We start from the raw sequence: 17,210 nt of genomic DNA, 5'->3' as shown, positions 1-17,210 counted from the left end.
GATGATTGCGATCGCGGCGCTCGCCATGCTCGTGCCCGTCTACGCCGGCGCACAGGAATACCCGACCAAGCCGATCACGCTGATCATTCCCTGGCCGGCCGGCGGATCGACCGACCTCACCATGCGCGCGATCGCCGAGAAGGCCTCCAAGGTACTGAGACAGCCGATTGCGATCGACAACAAGGCCGGGGGCAGTGGCACGGTCGGCCCGGCTACCATGGCTGCATCCGCGAAGCCCGACGGCTACATCATCGCGCAGCTCCCGATGGGAGTGTTCCGCCTGCCGCTGATGCAGGAGGTCCCGTGGGATCCGTCGAAGGATTTCACCTATATCATCCACCTCTCGGGCTACACCTTCGGCGTGACGACCAGTGCGGAAGGTCCGTTCAAGACATGGCAGGACGTGGTTGACTACGCCAAGGCCAATCCGGGCAAGGTCACCTATGCGACGCCTGGCGTCGGGACTTCGCCGCATGTCGGGATGGAACAGATCGCCATGCTCGCGGGCATCAAGCTCACGGCTGTTCCGTTCAAGGGCGGCGCGGAGACGAATGCCGCGGTGCTCGGCCAGCACACCATTCTGCAGGCCGACGCCACCGGCTGGCGTCCGCTGGTCGATGCCGGCAAGCTGCGCCTGCTGATGGTGTGGACCGCGAGCCGCTCGCCGAACTTTCCCGACGCGCCGACGCTAAAGGAGCTCGGCTATCCCGTGGTCTACGACTCGCCGTTCGGCATAGCCGGCCCGAAGGGAATGGATCCCAAGATCGTCGCCAAGCTGCACGACGCCTTCAAGAAGGCGCTGGATGATCCGGCCGTGGTCGCGACGCTGTCCAAATACGACATGGTGCCGAACTACAAGAACAGCGAGGACTACAAGAAGTTCGTCGTCGAGGTCACGGACTCCGAACGCAAGGTGATCGATGCACTCGGGCTCGGCAAGAAGAACTGAGCCATGAGTGACAACAGCAACGTCAAGTTCCATCCCAACAACACCGAACTCTGGGGCGGGCTGATCGGTCTCGGGCTCGGCCTCTTCGTGATACGGTCGGGGCTGCACCTCAAGCTCGGCACGATCCACGATCCCGGCTCGGGTTTCGTGCTGTTCTACGCCGGCATCCTGATGTGCGCGTTCGCTGCAACGATCATCGTTGCCGCGCTGGCCGACGGCGGACCGACGTTCGGCGCGCGCTGGAAAGATGTGCACTGGGCCAAGCCTGTCGTCGTCATCGCGTGTCTCATCATGTTCGCCTTCGCGCTCGATCCTTTCGGCTTCCTGCTGTCCTCGATCCCGCTGATGCTGCTGCTGCTGATGCGTCTGATCGATCCGGTACGCTGGGTCCTCGCGGTGCCGATCTCCGTCCTGGTCCCAGTCGGCATGTGGTGGCTGCTCAAGCATGGGCTTGGCATCCAACTGCCATCCGGCATGTTCGAAATCGGCTGAGCGCTCGCCATGGATACTCTCGTCAATGTCGCGCATGGGTTCGGGGTCGCACTGGCGCCGATCAACCTGCTTTACTGTTTCATCGGCGTCTTCATCGGCACGCTGGTCGGCGTGTTGCCGGGCATCGGGCCGATCTCGGCGATGTCGTTGCTGCTGCCCGTGACGCTCTCGGGCACGCCGGAATCCGGCATCATCATGATGGCCGGCATCTATTACGGCTCGATGTATGGTGGCTCCACCACCTCGATCCTGGTCAATATCCCCGGCGAGGCGGCATCCGTCGTCACTTGCATCGACGGCCACCAGATGGCGAAGCAGGGCCGCGCGGGTCCCGCGCTCGGCATCGCCGCCTTCGGCTCCTTCATCGCCGGCACCTTTTCGCTGGTCGCCTTGATGCTGGTCGCGCCGAAGCTCGCCAGCGTCGCCATCGTTTTTGGTCCCGCCGAGTATTTCAGCCTGATGGCGCTCGGGCTCGTGGTGCTGACCTTCCTCACCCAGGGCTCGATGGCGAAGGCCTTGTTGATGGCCTGTATCGGCGTCGTGCTCGGCTTGATCGGGCTCGACAGCATTACCGCGCAGCCGCGCCTGACGTTCGGCCGCATGGAACTGATGGACGGCATCGGGCTCGTGCCTGTCGTGATGGGCCTGTTTGGCGTCGCCGAGGTACTGCTCAACACCGAGCAGTTGATCCGGCGCGACGTTATCAATGCCAAGATCACCCGGCTCTTCCCGAACAAGGAGGATTGGAAGGCGAGCGCCGGCCCGGTCGGCCGCGGCACCATTCTCGGCTTTTTCCTCGGCATCCTGCCGGGCGGCGGCGCGGTAGTAGCCTCCTTTGCTTCCTATGCCCTGGAGAGGCGGCTCTCCAGGACTCCCGAGCGCTTCGGCCACGGCGCGATCGAGGGCGTCGCGGGGCCGGAATCCGCCAATAATGCCGCCGCCGGTGGCGCCTTCATTCCGCTGATGACGCTTGGGATTCCACCGAATGTCGTGATGGCGCTGTTGCTTGGCGCCTTCGTGATTCACGGCCTGCAACCGGGACCGCTGATGATCACGCAGAACCCCGGACTGTTCTGGGGCATCGTCGCCAGCATGTATATCGGCAACCTCATGCTGCTGGTGCTCAATTTGCCGATGATCGGCATGTGGGTGCAGCTCCTGAAGCTGCCCTACAACATTCTGTTCCCCCTCATCATCCTCTTCACCATCATCGGCGTCTATTGCAGCGGCAATAACGTGTTCGACGTCTACGTCATGATCGCGTTCGGAATCATCGGCTATTTCATGCGCAAACTCGGCTACGAGCCGGCACCGCTGGTGCTGGCCTTCGTGCTGGGACCGATGCTGGAGAACAATCTGCGCAAGTCGCTGATCCTCTCGCAGGGCGATCTCGGCACCTTCGTGACGCGGCCGATCTCGGCGGTGTGCCTCGCGCTTGCTCTGGTGCTGCTGATCGGACCGCTGTTGCCGGCGCTGCGCAGAAAGCGCGAACTGGTGGCGCTTGACGAGGGAGCCTGACGTTGACCTGTGCGGCTCTCGCTACGCTATGGCTTGTCGATTGCGCTCTTTAGCAGGAGCTCGAGCTCGTGGCTGACCTCCTCCAGGGGGTGGGCGCTACGCGCAGCCCTGCACATGGCGACCGTACCTTCGACCGATGCGACGATCAGCGTGGCAAGCCGCCGCGCGCGCGACGCGGTGAGGCCTTCCTGCTTCAGCGCATTGGACAGGATCTGCTGCCAATCCGCAAAGATGCCCTGAGCGAGATCAAGCAGATGGCGCTGGACCGCCTGTCCGCCGGCGGTTTCCTGATCGGAGGGATCGCTGACATATTCCTCGACGGCAACTGCCAGGATCGGACATCCGGCCTGATAATTCGTCTGCTCCAGCGTCCTCTTCCAAAACGTGATGAAGGCGCGCAGGCCGGCCATGGCCCCCCGTTCGCTGGTGAGATGTCGCAAGGGACCGCTGACGTGGGTGCCCGCAAAGACAATGGCATCTTCGATGAGCTGCCGTTTGCCCCCGGGAAAATGATGGCTGATCGATCCGCGCGGCGTGCCGGTGTGGCGCACGACCTCCCGTACGCTCGTCGCATTCACGCCGCGGCGGCTCATCAGATCGGCGGCCCCGGCCACCATTTTCGCTCTCGTATCGGACGTCATCGGGCACCTCGTCGTCCGACGCTACAATATGACAGTTGACATAGCCAGCGCCGTGTGGGTGTATGTCACGTGACATAGTCAGCCCCGGAGAGCTCGAGATGACCTTTATCCACGTGATGACCCCGCAAGGCCGATTGACCGGTCAGCAGCGCCGGGTGCTTGCCAAGACGCTGACGGATGCCGTGCTGGTGCCTGAGGTCGGCCGGCTCGTTACCCAGGCACGGCGAGGTTACCAGGTGCATTTCCTCGAGCGCCCGCTCGACATGATCGCGCACGGCGGAGAGCTGCTCTCGGACCAGCCGAGCGACGTCATGGTGGTGGACGTCGTCGTGATGGACTGCTGCTGGACCCGCGAGGATCGAGCCGCCGTCATTCGCAATGTGCTGAGGGCGCTCGCCGATGCTTGCGAGATGAAGGAGCCCTCTCCGAGCTGGTGGGTCAATTTCCGTATCATCGAAGAGGGCAATTGGGGCTCTCGCGGCGGCGTGTTGTCCTTCCTCGACATTCTCCAGGAGGGCGCAGCGGCGTTCCCGCCGGAGCGGGCAGCAGCCATTCGAACCGCACTCGCCATCAAGAACGACAGGTAGACAGGAGACGCTCGCATGACCACCGAAGGCACGATCCGCACCGAGGCGCATGATCACATCCTGAAGATCATCATCGACAATCCCGCGAAGAAGAACTCCTTCTCCCCCCAGATGATGGATCTGCTGTCGGACGCGTTGACCGAGTTGCACGACAACGACGGCTACTGGGTCGGCGTGATTTGCGCGGAAGGCAGGGACTTCACCGCGGGCCTCGACATGCCGAAATTCTTCGGCCCGAACGCCGAGAAGCGGACTGTCAAGGAAGGCAATGTCGACGTTTTCGGCCTCACCAAGCGCTGCAAGAAGCCGATCGTCACCGCGACGCAAGGCATCGTCTACACCGTCGGCATCGAGCTGATGCTGGCCGGCGACATCGTGGTGGCCGCCGACGACAGCCGGTTCTGCCAGATGGAGGCCAAGCGCGGCATCGCGCCCCTGGGCGGCGCTCACTTCCGCTATCTTTCCCGCGCAGGCTGGGGTAACGCCATGTACCACCTCTTCCTCTGCGACGAGTTCACGGCGCAGCGGGCGCGGGAGATCGGTCTCGTTCAGGAGGTCGTTCCGGCCGGCCAGCAGATCGGCCGTGCCATGGAGATCGCGGCGATCATCGCCCGCAACGCACCGCTGGGGATTCAGGTGACCAAGGAAGCGGCCGCGAAATACACCGAGCAGGGTGAGGCGGCTGCGATCGCCTGCATTCCGGCGATCCGGGAGCGTGTGCTCAAGAGCGCCGACGCGCGCGAGGGCATCCAGTCGTTTATTGAGCGGCGGCCAGCAGTCTTCCAGGGACGGTGAGCCAATGCCACAAGCATCTTTGTGACGGGCGACAGGCGGATGAAGGTGGCTGATAACCAGATCTTTGGACAGTCATCAGCCCCTGGGGCCTTCTTCGTTGAACGAAGCAGCGTTGCGGGATGCTAGGCACCCCCAGAGCCTGTCTAGATTGCATTGCGGTCGGGCGATTTCGGCTGATGGCTTGACTTGAAGGCCGCCTTCGCCCGCTCACGCAGGCGCTGCAAAACCACGTAGAGCATCGGCACGATGAATATTCCGATCGAGCTTGCGGCCAGCATGCCGGCGAAGACCGCCGTGCCGACCGCACGCCGGCTGAGCGCGGCAGCGCCGGTCGCGATCACGAGCGGCAAGAGGCCCAGGATGAAGGCCGCCGAGGTCATCATGACGGCGCGAAAGCGCATATGTGCGCCCTGGATCGCGGCCTCGTCGAGCGGCACGCCGGCCTCGCGTTGCTCCTTGGCGAACTCGACGATCAGGATGCCGTTCTTGGCGGCAAGCGCGATCAGGACGACGAGGCCGATCTGACCGTAGAGGTCGAGATTGAGCCCGGCGATCTTGATGCCGAGGTAGGATCCGAGCACGCCGACGACGACCGAGAGCAGCACGGGAATCGGAATCACGGTGCTTTCATAGAGCGCGACCAGGAACAGATAAGCGAAGAGGACGGCGAGCATAAGCACGATGCCGGTCTGGCCCGCCGCCTGCTGCTCCTGGTAGGCGGTGCCAGTCCACGCGAAGCTGTAACCCGGCGGCAGAACATCCTCCGAGATCTGCGCCATGGCGGCGATCGCGGTTCCGGAGGAGATGCCCGATGCCGGGCTGCCGTTGACGGTCACCGAACGATAATTGTTGTAGCGGGTGATGACCTGTGGCCCGGTCACGATCTTGAGGCCGGCGAGGGATCGTAACGGCACCATCTCGCCCGAGCTGTTACGCACATGGATGCGCCAGACATCGGACGTATCGGCGCGATCGAATGCTTCACCTTGCAGATTGACCTGCCAGGTGCGACCGAACAGGTTGAAGTTGTTGACGTAGATGCCGCCAAGCGTGGCCTGGAGCGCCGTAAAGATGTCGTTGACGGTGACGCCCAGCGCCTGGGCCTTGCGGCGGTCAATATCGAGATAGAGCGATGGATTGGTCGCCGTGAATGTCGAGAACACGCGCGCGAGCTGCGGATCGGCATTGGCTGCGCCGATCAATGCGTTCGTGACGCTGGAGATCGCGGCCGGGGCCTGACCCTCCAGGGCCTGCAATTGATATTCGAAGCCACCGCCGGTGGAGAGCCCGATGATCGGCGGCAGGTTGAACGGTAGCACATTGGCTTGCCGGATCTGCGCGCCGGCGGCGAAGGTCTTGGCGATCAACGCCTGGGCGGAATCCGTTGCCGTCTTGCGGTCGGCGAACGGCTTCAGTCGCGCCACCACGAGTGCGCTGTTCGGCTCGGAGGCTCCGTCGAGCAGGGAAAAGCCGATCACCGCGAGGACGTGGTCGACGGCCGGCATCTGTTTCAAGATGTCCTCGATCTGCCGGGTGGTCTCGCTGGTCCGCGCTACCGATGCGCCGTCCGGCAACTGAACCGAGGTGAAGAAGGCACCCTGGTCCTCCTCGGGCAGGAAGCCCGTCGGGGTCACCAGCGACAGGCCGAAGATTCCTGCGGCAAAGGCTGCCACCAGCAGGAGCGACAAGGCTGCCATGCGCACCAGCCGGCGGACCGCGCCGCTGTAGCGATCGCGCACCCAGTCGATGCCGGTGAGCATGCGGCCGATGATGCCGCGGCGCTGTCCTGTATGACGCAGCAGCAGCGCACAAAGGGCTGGCGACAGCGTCAGGGCATTCAATGCCGAGATCATCATGGCGGCGCTGATCGTCACCGCGAATTGGCGGAACAGCGTGCCCGAGATACCGGGAATGAAAGCGATAGGCACGAACACCGAGAGCAGTACCAGCGTGATCGCGACGATCGGCGCGGTGATCTGGCTCATGGCTTTCTTGCTGGCCTCGGCCGGAGACAGGGCAGGCTCCTCCGCCATGACACGTTCGACATTCTCGACCACGACGATGGCGTCGTCCACCACGATGCCGATCGCGAGCACCATTGCGAGCAGGGATACGGTGTTGGCGGAATAACCGAGCGCGAGCAGGACAGCGAAGGTGCCCACGAGGCTTACCGGGACCGCGACGGCCGGAATCGCGGTGGCACGCATGTTTCCGAGGAACAGATAGACCACGATCACCACCAGGACGAAGGCCTCGCCCAACGTCCACAGCACCTCCGTGATCGTGTCGCGTACGAACGTGGTGGAGTCGTATTGCACGAGATAACCGAGCCCTGCCGGAAACCGGCCGGACAGCCGCTGCATCGTGTCCGCGACCGCACGCGCGGTGGTCACCGCGTTGGCGCCGGGGGCGAGGTAGATCGCAATCGGAACGGCAGCTCGCCCGTCGATCCGGGCTTCGCTGTCGAGATTTTGCGCGCCCAACTCGACGCGGGCGACGTCCTTGACCAGCAGTGAGGATCCGTCCGGCTCGGCGCGCAGCACGATGTTGGCGAATTGATCGACAGTGGCGAGGCGGCCCATTGTCTGCACGTTGAACTGGAACTGCTGATCGTCGCTGATCGGCCGCGCGCCAATGCGGCCGACGGGAGCCTGGACGCTCTGTGCGCGAATGGCGGCGACCACGTCCGAGGGGGTCAGGTTGAGGCTTGTGAGGCGCTGCGTATCGAACCAGATCCGCATCGAATAATTCATCCTGGCGAACAGATTGGCCTGGCCGACACCCGGCGTGCTCGCAATCGCGTCCAGCACGTTGATGATGGCGTAATTGGTGATGAAGAGCGGGTCCTGCTGGCCATCTGCACTGTAGAGCACCAGGAACTGCAGGATCGAAGAGGATCGTTTCTGGACGGTCACGCCCTGCTGTTGCACTTCCGTGGGCAATTGCGACAATGCGCTCTGGACGCGATTATTGACGTTGACCGTGTTGATGTCGGGATTGGTGCCGAGCGCGAACGAAACTGTCAGCGTATAGCTGCCGTCGTTGCCGCTGGTCGATTTCATATAGAGCGCGCGGTCGACGCCGACCACCTGCGCCTCCAACGGCTGTGCGACGCTGCTCTCCACGACCTCGGCGGAGGCGCCGGGAAAGTTCGCGGCTACGGTGACCTGCGGCGGCACGATATCGGGAAACTGCGCCACCGGGATCTGCGTGAGCGCCAGCGCGCCGGCGATGGTGATGACAAAGGCGATCACCATCGAAAGACGTGGCCGGTCGACGAAGACGCTCGATATCATTGGCTGCCGCCCTTGCCGGTTCGGGGCGGCGGGGCGCGCCCGCCTTGCGGAGTCGCCTCGCCAGTTGAGTCTTTCATGCTCGACAAGATCAGCGGACTTGCCGCCTCTGGAGAGACGGTTTGGCCGGCGCGAACCCGCTGCAGCCCTTCCGCGATCACCTTGTCACCGGCCGTCAATCCGCTGATGACGGCGGCGATCGTGGGAGTCGATTGCCCGAGCTGAATGCGCCGCTGCTCTGCCTTGTCGTTTGCCCCGACGACAAGAACGTAGTCGCCGCGCTGGTCGGACAGCACCGCCGAGCGCGGAATCGCCAGCACCTCGACAGGCTGGACTCCTTCGAGGACGACGGTGACGAATTCGCCGTTGGTGAGCTCGTGGACGGTGACGCCAGCGGCCGAGGGAGCGCGCAGGATCGGGTTGGCGATCTCTCCGCGCACCGTGATCGTGTCGGTGTTCTGGGCGATGGTGTTGTCGACGAAATTCAGCTTGCCGGATTGCCCATACATGCGCCCGTCGGGCAGCCGCAACCGGATCGTCACCGCCTCGAGGCCGCCTTGGGGGCCGTAGCGTTCGCGCAGCTCGAGCCCCTGGCGCAGCGGCACCGGGAACGTGACATACATTGGATCCTGGCTGACGATCGTGGTCAGCACGCCCGAACTCGGACTGACGATGTTGCCTTCCGTCACGGCCGTGCGCCCGATCTTGCCGTCGATCGGCGCGCTGATGATGGTGTAGTCGAGGTTGATCTGTGAGGCCTGGACCTGCGCCTGCGCAGCCTTGACCTGGGCCTCGAGGCTGCGCTGGCTCGCGAGCGCGGCATCGTAGGTCGATTGCTGCCCGGCCGGTCCGCCAAGCAGGGTGCGGGCGCGCTCGGTGGTCAATCTGGCATTCTCAAGCGTCGCCTCGAGCTGTGCCACCTCCGCCTGCTTGGCGGCGACATCGGCCTCGAACGGGCCGCGTTCGAGCTTATAGAGCTGCTCGCCTTTCCTGATTTCGGCGCCCTCGGTGAACAGCCGCTGCTCCAGAAATGCGGTGATGCGAGCGGCAATGTTGACCTGGTTGATGGCCTCGATCCGGCCGAGAAACTCACTGCTCTCGGTGATCGGCCGCCGCGCCGCTTCGACGACGCCGACGGCGGGCGCAGGCGGGGCCGGCTGCGGCCGCGCGGGTTCGCCGGCCAACAATGTCAACAATGTCACGAGGCTCGCCGCCAGCAGTCCGAGCCGGACGTCAGCAAGGTTCATCGTCCGCTCCCTGCACCAGGCTCGGAACTGCCGGCGTCAGGCCTCCGCGATTCGACCAGCTGAGCTAGTCCCGCGCGGTTCGGTTGCTGCGCGCCGGCTCGTCGTAGCCCTTGCGATGGCTATAGAACATCAGCGCGATCAGGCCGCAGCCGAGCACCAGAACAAGGATGGCGGCCGCCGCCAGCACGATGTTTCCGTAAAGCGGCATCGAGGGTGTCGTCGTCCAGACTGACAGGCAGAACCAGCTCGCGCCGAGGAAAAGCACTGCAAGCACGGCGACGAGGATCCATTGGTTCTTGTTGCGTACCATTTCCTCATCCTCTTCGGACTACCAGCGCCATCCGCAATGACGGCGCCCACGATGCCACCAGCAAACCCAGCGGCGGCGCCGGCGCGGTCGCGGGCCCCAGCCAGGATGAGAAGGGCCCCAGCCGGGCCGCGGCGGAGGTCCCCATTGCACCGGGATGGCGCGATCCCCCGGTGCCCGGCCGGCCCGAGAGAGACCGGGATCGGCCGGCATTGCGTCCGCAACACCGATGAACTGAGCGCCGGACGCTCCGATCGCGGCGACGGCAATGGTGTTCATCGCAAGGCTGAGGAAGACGCGGCGACTGGGAGCATCCATGGTTGTTCTCTCCTCTGTTATCCGGTCGTTCGCACCGATTGCAGCGCATAGAGCAGCCATGCCAGGCCATGGGCAATCAGGTCGACGCCCAACAGGAAGCCGAGAGCCCAAGCGCTGATGGTGGGGAAGCCGAACAGGACCAGCACGCCGGCGATCACCGCGAAGACGCCCGAGATCAGCATCATCCATCCGTTCTGCCGCCAATAGGCAAAGCTCAGCACGCATCGAATGACACCCGAAGCGAACAGCACCGCGCCGAGGAAATAGGTCAGGATAAGCGCGCCCGAGACCGGCTGGGTGAGCAGCACGACACCGAAGGCGAGGTAGAGCGCGCCGAGCACGACTTGCCAAAGGAACCCGCCCCACCCCTTGGTCCAGAAGGCGTGGGCAATCTCGAATGCGCCGGCGGCGATCGCGGTGAGCCCGATGAGCTTGACACTGACGACGGTGGCGAAGGCAAGGTCGCCGAGCGCGAACAGGCCGGCGGCGATCAGGACGACGCCGAGGAGCGCACAAACCCACAGCGGCGGAGCAACCACGGCATCGAGACTTCCGCGACTGTCATACACTGTCATGCGATCCTCCTGGGCGGCTACGGCCCGAACGAGCATGCATCGGATCCTAGCTTCGAACACCCGACGCCGACATCGGAGGAAACCCTGAGCGGCGGGGCGGGAATGTTCTCATCCTCTCCCTGCGCGAACCGGCATCAAGAGCGGACCGAACCGCGGGACCGAGACGATGGGATCAGAGCCCGCCTCGCGGTCCCAGTGTCAGATGAGTTACGCCAGCCGCGAGATTGAGCCCGATCGAGCGTTCGACCGAGATCGGCTGCAGCATCACGCTCCTGCGCGAGCCGCCGACCAGGACGTTGGCGCCGAGGCCGGGACCGAATGCAAGATTGCCGCTCGCGCCGACGTAACTGCCGCGCAACGTGCCGGGGCCTATCCGCGAGTTCCTGGCGAGGACGGCCCACGATAGCGCGCCGGCGCTGGTCACGCCGATATCAACGCCGACGCGCCGTATTCGCCCCTCGTAGATGTACTGCCGGGGCGGGCGCAGCGCGTTGAACACGCAACGCAGCGCCTGCGTCGATCCAAGCACCAGTCCGACGCGTGGCTCCGAGAAGCACAGGAGCCTGCCCACCCTGAATCTCTCGGCTTGCGCGGGCGAGGTGACGGCGCAAAGAACGAGTGATGCGCCGATGGCGGCAAGATATCGCAACGTTCGCATTCAATCCTCCCGGTGGTTCGTGATGTCCCTGGCGCTCTGCGAGGGGCTGCCGTCCTGACGCCACCAGAACGAGATGGCGAGGCCAATCAGCAGCACCGCCCCGAGCAGGAAGAAGAAGATGGATTGCTTCAGCCAGGAAATCGCCGGAACAGCGGCGCCCATCGCAAGGCCAAGGAAGGCGATCTGCAACGACAGCAGGCTCAGGCCCGCAAGGAACGTGCCGAGCGCGAGCAACGTCAGCAGGACGAGTCCCGTTGCAGGGGTCGGAAGCAGTTGCTGCACGCCGGAGATCAGCATGATGTTCATCGTGATCAGGACCGCGATCCAGTGCAGAGCCTGCGTCCAGATCAGCCGGATCTGGCCCTCCTTGCCCTCGATCTCCGGCCACTTGGTGACAACGCAGACGACGCCGATGGCGAGCGCCAGGAATTCCCAATAGCCGGTCAACGGCTGGTGCGAGACGTTGGTATAGGCAACGCCGACGATGGCGAGCAGCAGCGCGACGACGTAGGGGAGTTGCTGCCACAGGAAACGCGCCGTCGTCGAACGCGCAGGGGCATCACTCGGCTGCGCTTCGAATTCGCTCATGGCTGCTCGCTCGCAATTAATGGCGGCTTGGGATCGCCGCCCAGATAGTCCTCGACATAGAACCTGACGATCGCAACCCGACCGATCGCAACCAGCGGCATCGCGACCGCGACGCCCATGACGCCGAACTGAGCGCCGAGAAGGACGATCGCAACCAGTGTCCACGCCGGCGGGGTCTCGACTGCCTGGCGCTGGATCAATGGGCCGATCACGTAGCCTTCGATCGACTGGATGATGGTGTACACGGCGACCGCCCAGATCAGGGGCGATGCGCCGAGCGGCATCGCGACGAGCGCGATGGGGATCGCGGCAACGATCGGCCCGAGATAGGGAATGAAGTTGGACAGACCGGCCTGAAGTCCAAGCACGAAGGGACCGGGCAGCCCGATAAGATAGAGCGCGAGCCACACGCACAACGTCATCAGCATGATGCGGATCAATTGTCCGACGAACCACAGCCGCATGACGTTGCCCATCTCGTCCATCACGGCGCGCGCACGGGCGCGATGGGAATGCCTGACCAGCGCGATCACGCTCTCGCGGTGGCCGGTGGGATCGAAAGCGAAGAGAATGCCGAGGAACAGGATCACCAGCACGGCGGTCAGAACGCTCGATGCTCCGCCGAGCAGAAATTGAGCGTGGCTGAAGAACCGGCCCTGATCGGCGAACAGCCATTGTGCAAAGTCGCGGCCCCATTCCGGGCCGAGCAGGTCGACGCCATACGACAGCAGGTGCTCCTGGAGCAGGTCGACCTGCGCATCCATCACTTTCAGAAGCAGACGCGTCTGTTCCGGCAGCTTGCGCGCGCCCCAGGCGAGGCCAAAGCAGGAGAGCGCGGACAGAAGCAGGACAACGAGCGTCAACCGCCAGGCTCGTTTGAGTGGAAGGACCGGCGCCAAGGTTCGCGCCAAGGCGTCCAGAAAGGCGGCGAACAGCACCCCGGCGAAGACAATCAGAAGGCTGGAGACCGTTTGCCAGATCAGGAACAAAGCGATGCCGGCGGCGAGCAGGGTGAGACCGACGGCCAGCAGACTTGGCCGTCCGGCCTCTCCGGTCTCGTCGACAGCGGTCTCGTCGCGAGGGAGTTCTCGGTAGTTTAGGGAGCGCATCCCGGAAACGCTGTCAGGTTGATCCATTGGAGGGGCCACTACGATGTCTCAGGTGCGAAGGCGGCGGCTGCCATAGTGCGGGTGTCTGCCGCCGCGATGACGCCAGTACCGGTGCTTTGTCGGATTGGTGTTGGTGTTCGGAGGCGCCTGCTTTTTGGATGCGGCGGTGCCGGTCTCCTTTGTCATCGCCGCGCTGTTGTCCTTCGATTGCGCGAGCGTGACGGTGGGTGGCGCCGTGACGGCCAGCAACCCGGCGAGGAGTAAGCTGCAACGCGTGATCGTCATGTTCATGTTCGCCTCCCTACAATTCAAAGACGCCGGGTCAGATCGAAATGGCACCGACGGCGAGCCCATAGACTCCGCCGCCCGCCGCGATTGCGACCGCTGCAAACAGGATGGCTTCGGTTCTCGTGAAGGTGCTTTCCTTGCGCTCGCGTTTGGCCATCAGGAACAGCAAGGTTCCGGGCGCGTAGAGGATCGAGGACAGCAGGAGAAACTTCGGGCCGCCGGCGTAGATCATCGCGGCGGCGTAGAGCGTCGCAACGGCGGCGCGGATCCAATCGGCCGTGCGGGCGCGCTCGCCGGCGCAATAGGTCTCGCCGGTCGATGCGAGCTTGAGGCCATAGGCCGCGACGAGGACGTACGGGATCAGCGTCATCGCACTCGTCATCTTGAGTGCGAGCGTGAAGGCATATTCGGCGAACCAGCTGACGAGCAGAAACGCCTGGATCACGCAGTTGGTCAGCCAGAGCGCACCGACAGGAACCTTGTTCGCATTCTCACGCGCGAGAAAGGACGGCATCGTGTGGTGTATCGCCGCCGAATGCAGGATCTCCGCGGCGAGCAGCGACCAAGACAGATAGTTGCCGAGGATCGAGATCAACAGCGCCACGCTGATGAACACGTTGCCCCAGCGCCCGACCATTGATTCCATCACGCCTGCCATCGATGGCGTCGAAAGATCCGCCAGCTCGTTCCGCGGCAACACTCCGTAGGAGAGCAGCGTCACCAGGACAAGCAGGCAGAGAACGCTCAGAAAGCCCACCACCGTCGCAATGCCGATGTCGGCGCGATTCCTGGCGTAGCGCGAATAGACGCTCGCGCCTTCGACGCCGACGAAGACGAATACGGTAAGCAGCATCGTAGAGCGTACCTGGCTCAGCACCTGTCCGAGACTCGGCGGCTCCGTTCCCCAGAAATTCCGCACCAACAGGTCGCGATCGAGAACGAACGCGGCCACGACGATGAACAGGAGTATCGGAACGATCTTTGCGAAGGTTGCAATCGTGTTGAGCCTGGCCGCGCCCCTGATGCCCCGCAGGACAAGAAAGTGCACACTCCATAAAAGCATTGTCGCCGATGCAATGGCCGTCAGTGTCGTGCCGTCGCCAAAGATCGGAAAGAACTGCCCGAGTGTGGCCTTGATCAGAATGAGACAGGCGACGTCGGCAAGACAGCAGCCGATCCAGTAGCCGGCTGCCGAGGCGAATCCGATGTAGTCGCCGAATCCGGCCTTGGCGTAGGCATAAATGCCGGCATCCAGTTCCGGTTTGCGCTGCGACAGCGACTGGAAAACGAGCGCCAGCATAAGCATGCCCGTCCCTGCGATGATCCATGCGATGATCGCACCGAAGGCGCCGGTGGCACGTCCGAATGCAGCCGGCAGGGCGAAGATACCGGATCCCACCATCGATCCGATCACAAGCGCAATCAACGCGTTGCGGGAAAGCTCTTGATCGGCCTCGTTCGACGAAGACGCCATGACGGAAGGTGGCCTCCCAATCCGGAGCGTGGCGGTGGTCACATCTGCCGACCGCCCCCCGCGGACGACCTTAGAAGTGTCTGCCGCATGCGCACATCAGGGATTCTCTGTAGGAGGTGAGGGCAGAAAAATCAGCCGCCGCCCGGGGCTCCGCAAGCCGTCTGCGGCGGGCTGGCCACAAGCACGACGCCGCCGCGGCAGAATTCACCGGCCTTGGCGAGCTCGGCGGCGAGGCGCCTGGCGTGCAGGATGGCTGCATCCTGATCTCGGCAGTCCTGTCCGATCCCGTCGGGAAAGAGGCCGTATTTGTCGGCGATGTGAAAGAAGAAGCGCATGGCATGGGTTAGATCGCGACCCGCCCGGCTTCCAAGTGACAAAGCTGTAAGGAGCGTAGGCCAAAAGGCTTAGACGTCGTTCCACGCTCTCGCATCGGTCATGTGCGGCATCGCTGCGATGCCCGCAGTTGCGACAGAGAAGGGTAATTTCCACGGGCGGCATTCGGGTGATTGTCCGATGCCGCTCCGGAAGCCCGAGGATTAGTGTCGCCTCCCTCGGCAAAGTCCTGAGGAGGCGGATGTGTCAAATTTCGATCAAGACCTGACTGCGGCAGAGACGACTGGCAGTGCGTTTGCGGTGGACGCCGGCCTGCATGAATACATGCTCCGCATCTACGCTCACATGGCCGCGGGCGTCGGCTTGACCGCCGTTGTGGCCTGGCTGGCCTATCAGGTCACAGGCCCGGCACTGCTGCAGAGTCCATTGATGTGGGTCTTCATTCTGGCGCCGTTGGGGCTGGTGTTCTTCATCGGCTCGCGCATCAACACGCTGTCCGTGTCGACGGCACGGCTGCTGTTCTTCCTCTACGCAGCCTTGGTCGGCGTATCGCTCTCGACATTGTTCCACATCTACACGGACTCGTCGATTGCCCGGGTCTTCTTCATCGCCGCCGCGAGTTTCGGAGCGCTCAGTGCGTTCGGGTATACGACGCGACGCGATCTCTCCGGGTTAGGCACGTTCCTGTTCATGGGGTTGATCGGCGTCATCATCGCAAGCCTGATCAACATCTTTCTGTCCTCGAGCGCGCTCGACTGGCTGATCTCGATCGTTGGCGTCGGCGTATTTGCCGGGCTTACGGCCTACGACACGCAGCGGATCAAGGCGATGTACGACAGCGCGGATGACCATACCGCTGCGGGTCGCAAGTCGGTCATCGCGGCGCTGTCGCTCTATCTGAATTTCATCAACCTCTTCATGATGCTGCTGCGGCTTGCGGGCGGCCGGCGCTGAGACAGGGAGGAACGCCCCGGCTTCAGGCCGCGGGCCGCTCCACCGCACTCGTCAGCGCATCGCGGAGGAGCTTTTCCTTCGTCTCGTCCAGTGACGTCTTGAGCACGACGCCGCCGGCGCTCTTGATCTCGTTGATTACCTTGTCCGCCGTCATGTGCTTGATCAGGACGAACAGGGCCGCGTTGCCGGGCTGGAGGCTGGTCGACAGGCTCTTCATGAAGGCGTCGTCGATGCCGAAGTCCGAGAGCGCGCCGCCGAGCGCGCCGGACGCGGCGCCTACCGCGACTCCGAGGATCGGGTTCAGGAACAGGACGCCGATGAGAAGGCCCCAGAAGCTTCCCGTCATTGCGCCCATGGCAGTGGTATTGACGAGTTGATTGAGCTTGATGCCGCCCGCGTCCGTCTTAACGGCAATCACGGCGTCGCTGATTGTGATCAGATATTCCTTCTGCAGCCTGAACAGCTGCTGGCGGACTTCTTCTGCCTTTGCTTCCGACGGATACACGATCGCGACAAGATCGGACATTGACACCTCCCGTTGATCCAAATGCGAACCGGAGCAGTCGATGCTACCGTGCAAGGAGACCCGGCGCGATTGGAGGAAACCCCGGACGTTGGCGGAGGAATGTCCCGATGGGGCAGGCACAGTTGGCGTTCATGCCGAATCCGGGTGGCGTACGACAACCAACAGCTCGTCATTTACGCCGCCCGGCCGATATCGGACTGAGCGCTGCCGTCAGCGGCGGCGATTTTGCACGCAGGTGCCCTGCCGCCCGCTCACCGATGCGCGGCATTGGGAGCGGGTCTCATACATGCAGTTGAGCATTCCCTTGATCTTCGAGCACCATGCCAGATCCTGCGCCTGTACGGGCGTCGTCGAACCCATCGCGCTGAGCGCAATGAAGATGGCCGCGGACAGCAAAGCCAGCTTTCTCATGTCGATCCTCCTGTCGTCTTGTGAATCATTCGGAGCCTGAGCGGCCGGTTCCCTTGCCACCTGCTGCTTTGGCGAACGCGCCGCGGCGGGAGCAGGTGCAGCCTTAATGCACCGCTTGCTGCGTTTCCGGTATCGGGTGATTGCCTG

19 protein-coding genes are annotated in these 17,210 nt (G+C 63.6%); 6 read left to right on the top strand and 13 right to left on the bottom strand.

The genetic code is table 11. The features are described 5' to 3' along the window. Position 1 precedes the first annotated feature (1 nt). From A3AS_RS0113500 to A3AS_RS0113490, 3 genes are read left to right on the top strand one after another with little or no spacing between them, the layout of a single operon-like run. Positions 2 to 949: a tripartite tricarboxylate transporter substrate binding protein gene (locus A3AS_RS0113500; protein ID WP_018318113.1), complete on the top strand. Its 948-nt coding sequence runs from the start codon at positions 2 to 4 to the stop codon at positions 947 to 949. A gap of 3 nt (positions 950 to 952) precedes the next feature. Then, a complete protein-coding gene (locus A3AS_RS0113495) occupies positions 953 to 1,441 on the top strand; it encodes a tripartite tricarboxylate transporter TctB family protein (RefSeq protein ID WP_018318112.1) in 489 nt (162 codons plus the stop codon). Positions 1,442 to 1,450: 9 nt separating this feature from the next. Beyond that, complete coding sequence (locus tag A3AS_RS0113490) at positions 1,451 to 2,959, top strand: tripartite tricarboxylate transporter permease (protein ID WP_018318111.1); 1,509 nt, start codon at positions 1,451 to 1,453, stop codon at positions 2,957 to 2,959. A gap of 26 nt (positions 2,960 to 2,985) precedes the next feature. Here A3AS_RS0113490 and A3AS_RS0113485 read toward each other — a convergent pair whose 3' ends face one another. After that, positions 2,986 to 3,600, bottom strand: coding sequence for a TetR/AcrR family transcriptional regulator (locus A3AS_RS0113485; protein WP_020508674.1), 615 nt, complete (start codon positions 3,598 to 3,600; stop codon positions 2,986 to 2,988). A 98-nt stretch (positions 3,601 to 3,698) separates the two neighbouring features. Here A3AS_RS0113485 and A3AS_RS0113480 point away from each other — a divergent pair, with 98 nt between their 5' ends. Both A3AS_RS0113480 and A3AS_RS0113475 read left to right on the top strand, forming a co-directional pair. Further along, positions 3,699 to 4,187 carry a hypothetical protein gene (locus A3AS_RS0113480; RefSeq protein ID WP_018318109.1) on the top strand — a complete coding sequence of 163 codons (489 nt, stop codon included), beginning with the start codon at positions 3,699 to 3,701 and terminating at the stop codon, positions 4,185 to 4,187. 15 nt (positions 4,188 to 4,202) lie between these two features. Beyond that, a complete protein-coding gene (locus A3AS_RS0113475) occupies positions 4,203 to 4,982 on the top strand; it encodes a crotonase/enoyl-CoA hydratase family protein (RefSeq protein ID WP_018318108.1) in 780 nt (259 codons plus the stop codon). Positions 4,983 to 5,125: 143 nt separating this feature from the next. On the opposite strand, the gene A3AS_RS0113470 is transcribed toward A3AS_RS0113475, so the two are convergent. From A3AS_RS0113470 to A3AS_RS0113425, 10 genes are all read right to left on the bottom strand, one after another. Next, on the bottom strand, positions 5,126 to 8,278 hold the full coding sequence (locus A3AS_RS0113470; RefSeq protein WP_018318107.1) for an efflux RND transporter permease subunit: 3,153 nt from the start codon (positions 8,276 to 8,278) through the stop codon (positions 5,126 to 5,128). Beyond that, positions 8,275 to 9,522 carry an efflux RND transporter periplasmic adaptor subunit gene (locus tag A3AS_RS43420; RefSeq protein WP_018318106.1) on the bottom strand — a complete coding sequence of 416 codons (1,248 nt, stop codon included), beginning with the start codon at positions 9,520 to 9,522 and terminating at the stop codon, positions 8,275 to 8,277. The genes A3AS_RS0113470 and A3AS_RS43420 overlap by 4 nt, the downstream gene beginning before the upstream one ends. A 64-nt stretch (positions 9,523 to 9,586) precedes the next feature. Further along, complete coding sequence (locus tag A3AS_RS0113460) at positions 9,587 to 9,832, bottom strand: hypothetical protein (RefSeq protein WP_018318105.1); 246 nt, start codon at positions 9,830 to 9,832, stop codon at positions 9,587 to 9,589. Between the two features lie 332 nt (positions 9,833 to 10,164). Then, on the bottom strand, positions 10,165 to 10,722 hold the full coding sequence (locus A3AS_RS0113455) for an HdeD family acid-resistance protein (protein WP_018318104.1): 558 nt from the start codon (positions 10,720 to 10,722) through the stop codon (positions 10,165 to 10,167). Between the two features lie 172 nt (positions 10,723 to 10,894). Continuing rightward, positions 10,895 to 11,380: a DUF992 domain-containing protein gene (locus A3AS_RS0113450; protein ID WP_018318103.1), complete on the bottom strand. Its 486-nt coding sequence runs from the start codon at positions 11,378 to 11,380 to the stop codon at positions 10,895 to 10,897. Continuing rightward, entirely contained in the window at positions 11,381 to 11,968 is a 588-nt protein-coding gene (locus A3AS_RS0113445) for a hypothetical protein (protein ID WP_018318102.1), read from the bottom strand. It abuts the gene before it with no gap. Next, positions 11,965 to 13,077: an AI-2E family transporter gene (locus tag A3AS_RS0113440; protein WP_018318101.1), complete on the bottom strand. Its 1,113-nt coding sequence runs from the start codon at positions 13,075 to 13,077 to the stop codon at positions 11,965 to 11,967. The genes A3AS_RS0113445 and A3AS_RS0113440 overlap by 4 nt, the downstream gene beginning before the upstream one ends. Before the next feature lie 48 nt (positions 13,078 to 13,125). After that, complete coding sequence (locus tag A3AS_RS0113435; protein WP_018318100.1) at positions 13,126 to 13,368, bottom strand: hypothetical protein; 243 nt, start codon at positions 13,366 to 13,368, stop codon at positions 13,126 to 13,128. Positions 13,369 to 13,399: 31 nt separating this feature from the next. Further along, on the bottom strand, positions 13,400 to 14,839 hold the full coding sequence (locus A3AS_RS0113430) for a basic amino acid/polyamine antiporter (RefSeq protein ID WP_018318099.1): 1,440 nt from the start codon (positions 14,837 to 14,839) through the stop codon (positions 13,400 to 13,402). A gap of 131 nt (positions 14,840 to 14,970) precedes the next feature. After that, a complete protein-coding gene (locus tag A3AS_RS0113425) occupies positions 14,971 to 15,174 on the bottom strand; it encodes a hypothetical protein (RefSeq protein ID WP_018318098.1) in 204 nt (67 codons plus the stop codon). A gap of 241 nt (positions 15,175 to 15,415) precedes the next feature. Between A3AS_RS0113425 and A3AS_RS0113420 the strand changes: the two genes are divergently transcribed. Next, on the top strand, positions 15,416 to 16,126 hold the full coding sequence (locus A3AS_RS0113420; protein ID WP_018318097.1) for a Bax inhibitor-1/YccA family protein: 711 nt from the start codon (positions 15,416 to 15,418) through the stop codon (positions 16,124 to 16,126). Positions 16,127 to 16,148: 22 nt separating this feature from the next. Here A3AS_RS0113420 and A3AS_RS0113415 read toward each other — a convergent pair whose 3' ends face one another. Continuing rightward, the gene (locus A3AS_RS0113415; RefSeq protein WP_018318096.1) at positions 16,149 to 16,652 is read right to left on the bottom strand and encodes a DUF1269 domain-containing protein; all 504 of its coding nucleotides are present in this window, start codon (positions 16,650 to 16,652) and stop codon (positions 16,149 to 16,151) included. A gap of 210 nt (positions 16,653 to 16,862) precedes the next feature. Further along, positions 16,863 to 17,063, bottom strand: a complete 201-nt coding sequence (locus A3AS_RS0113410) for a DUF3551 domain-containing protein (protein ID WP_018318095.1) — start codon at positions 17,061 to 17,063, stop codon at positions 16,863 to 16,865. Positions 17,064 to 17,210 lie beyond the last annotated feature (147 nt).

This window comes from Bradyrhizobium sp. WSM2793, assembly GCF_000379585.1.
GTDB lineage: Bacteria > Pseudomonadota > Alphaproteobacteria > Rhizobiales > Xanthobacteraceae > Bradyrhizobium.
The sequence above is the reverse complement of the archived record's forward strand: the minus strand, read 5'-3'. Positions and strand labels throughout refer to the sequence as shown.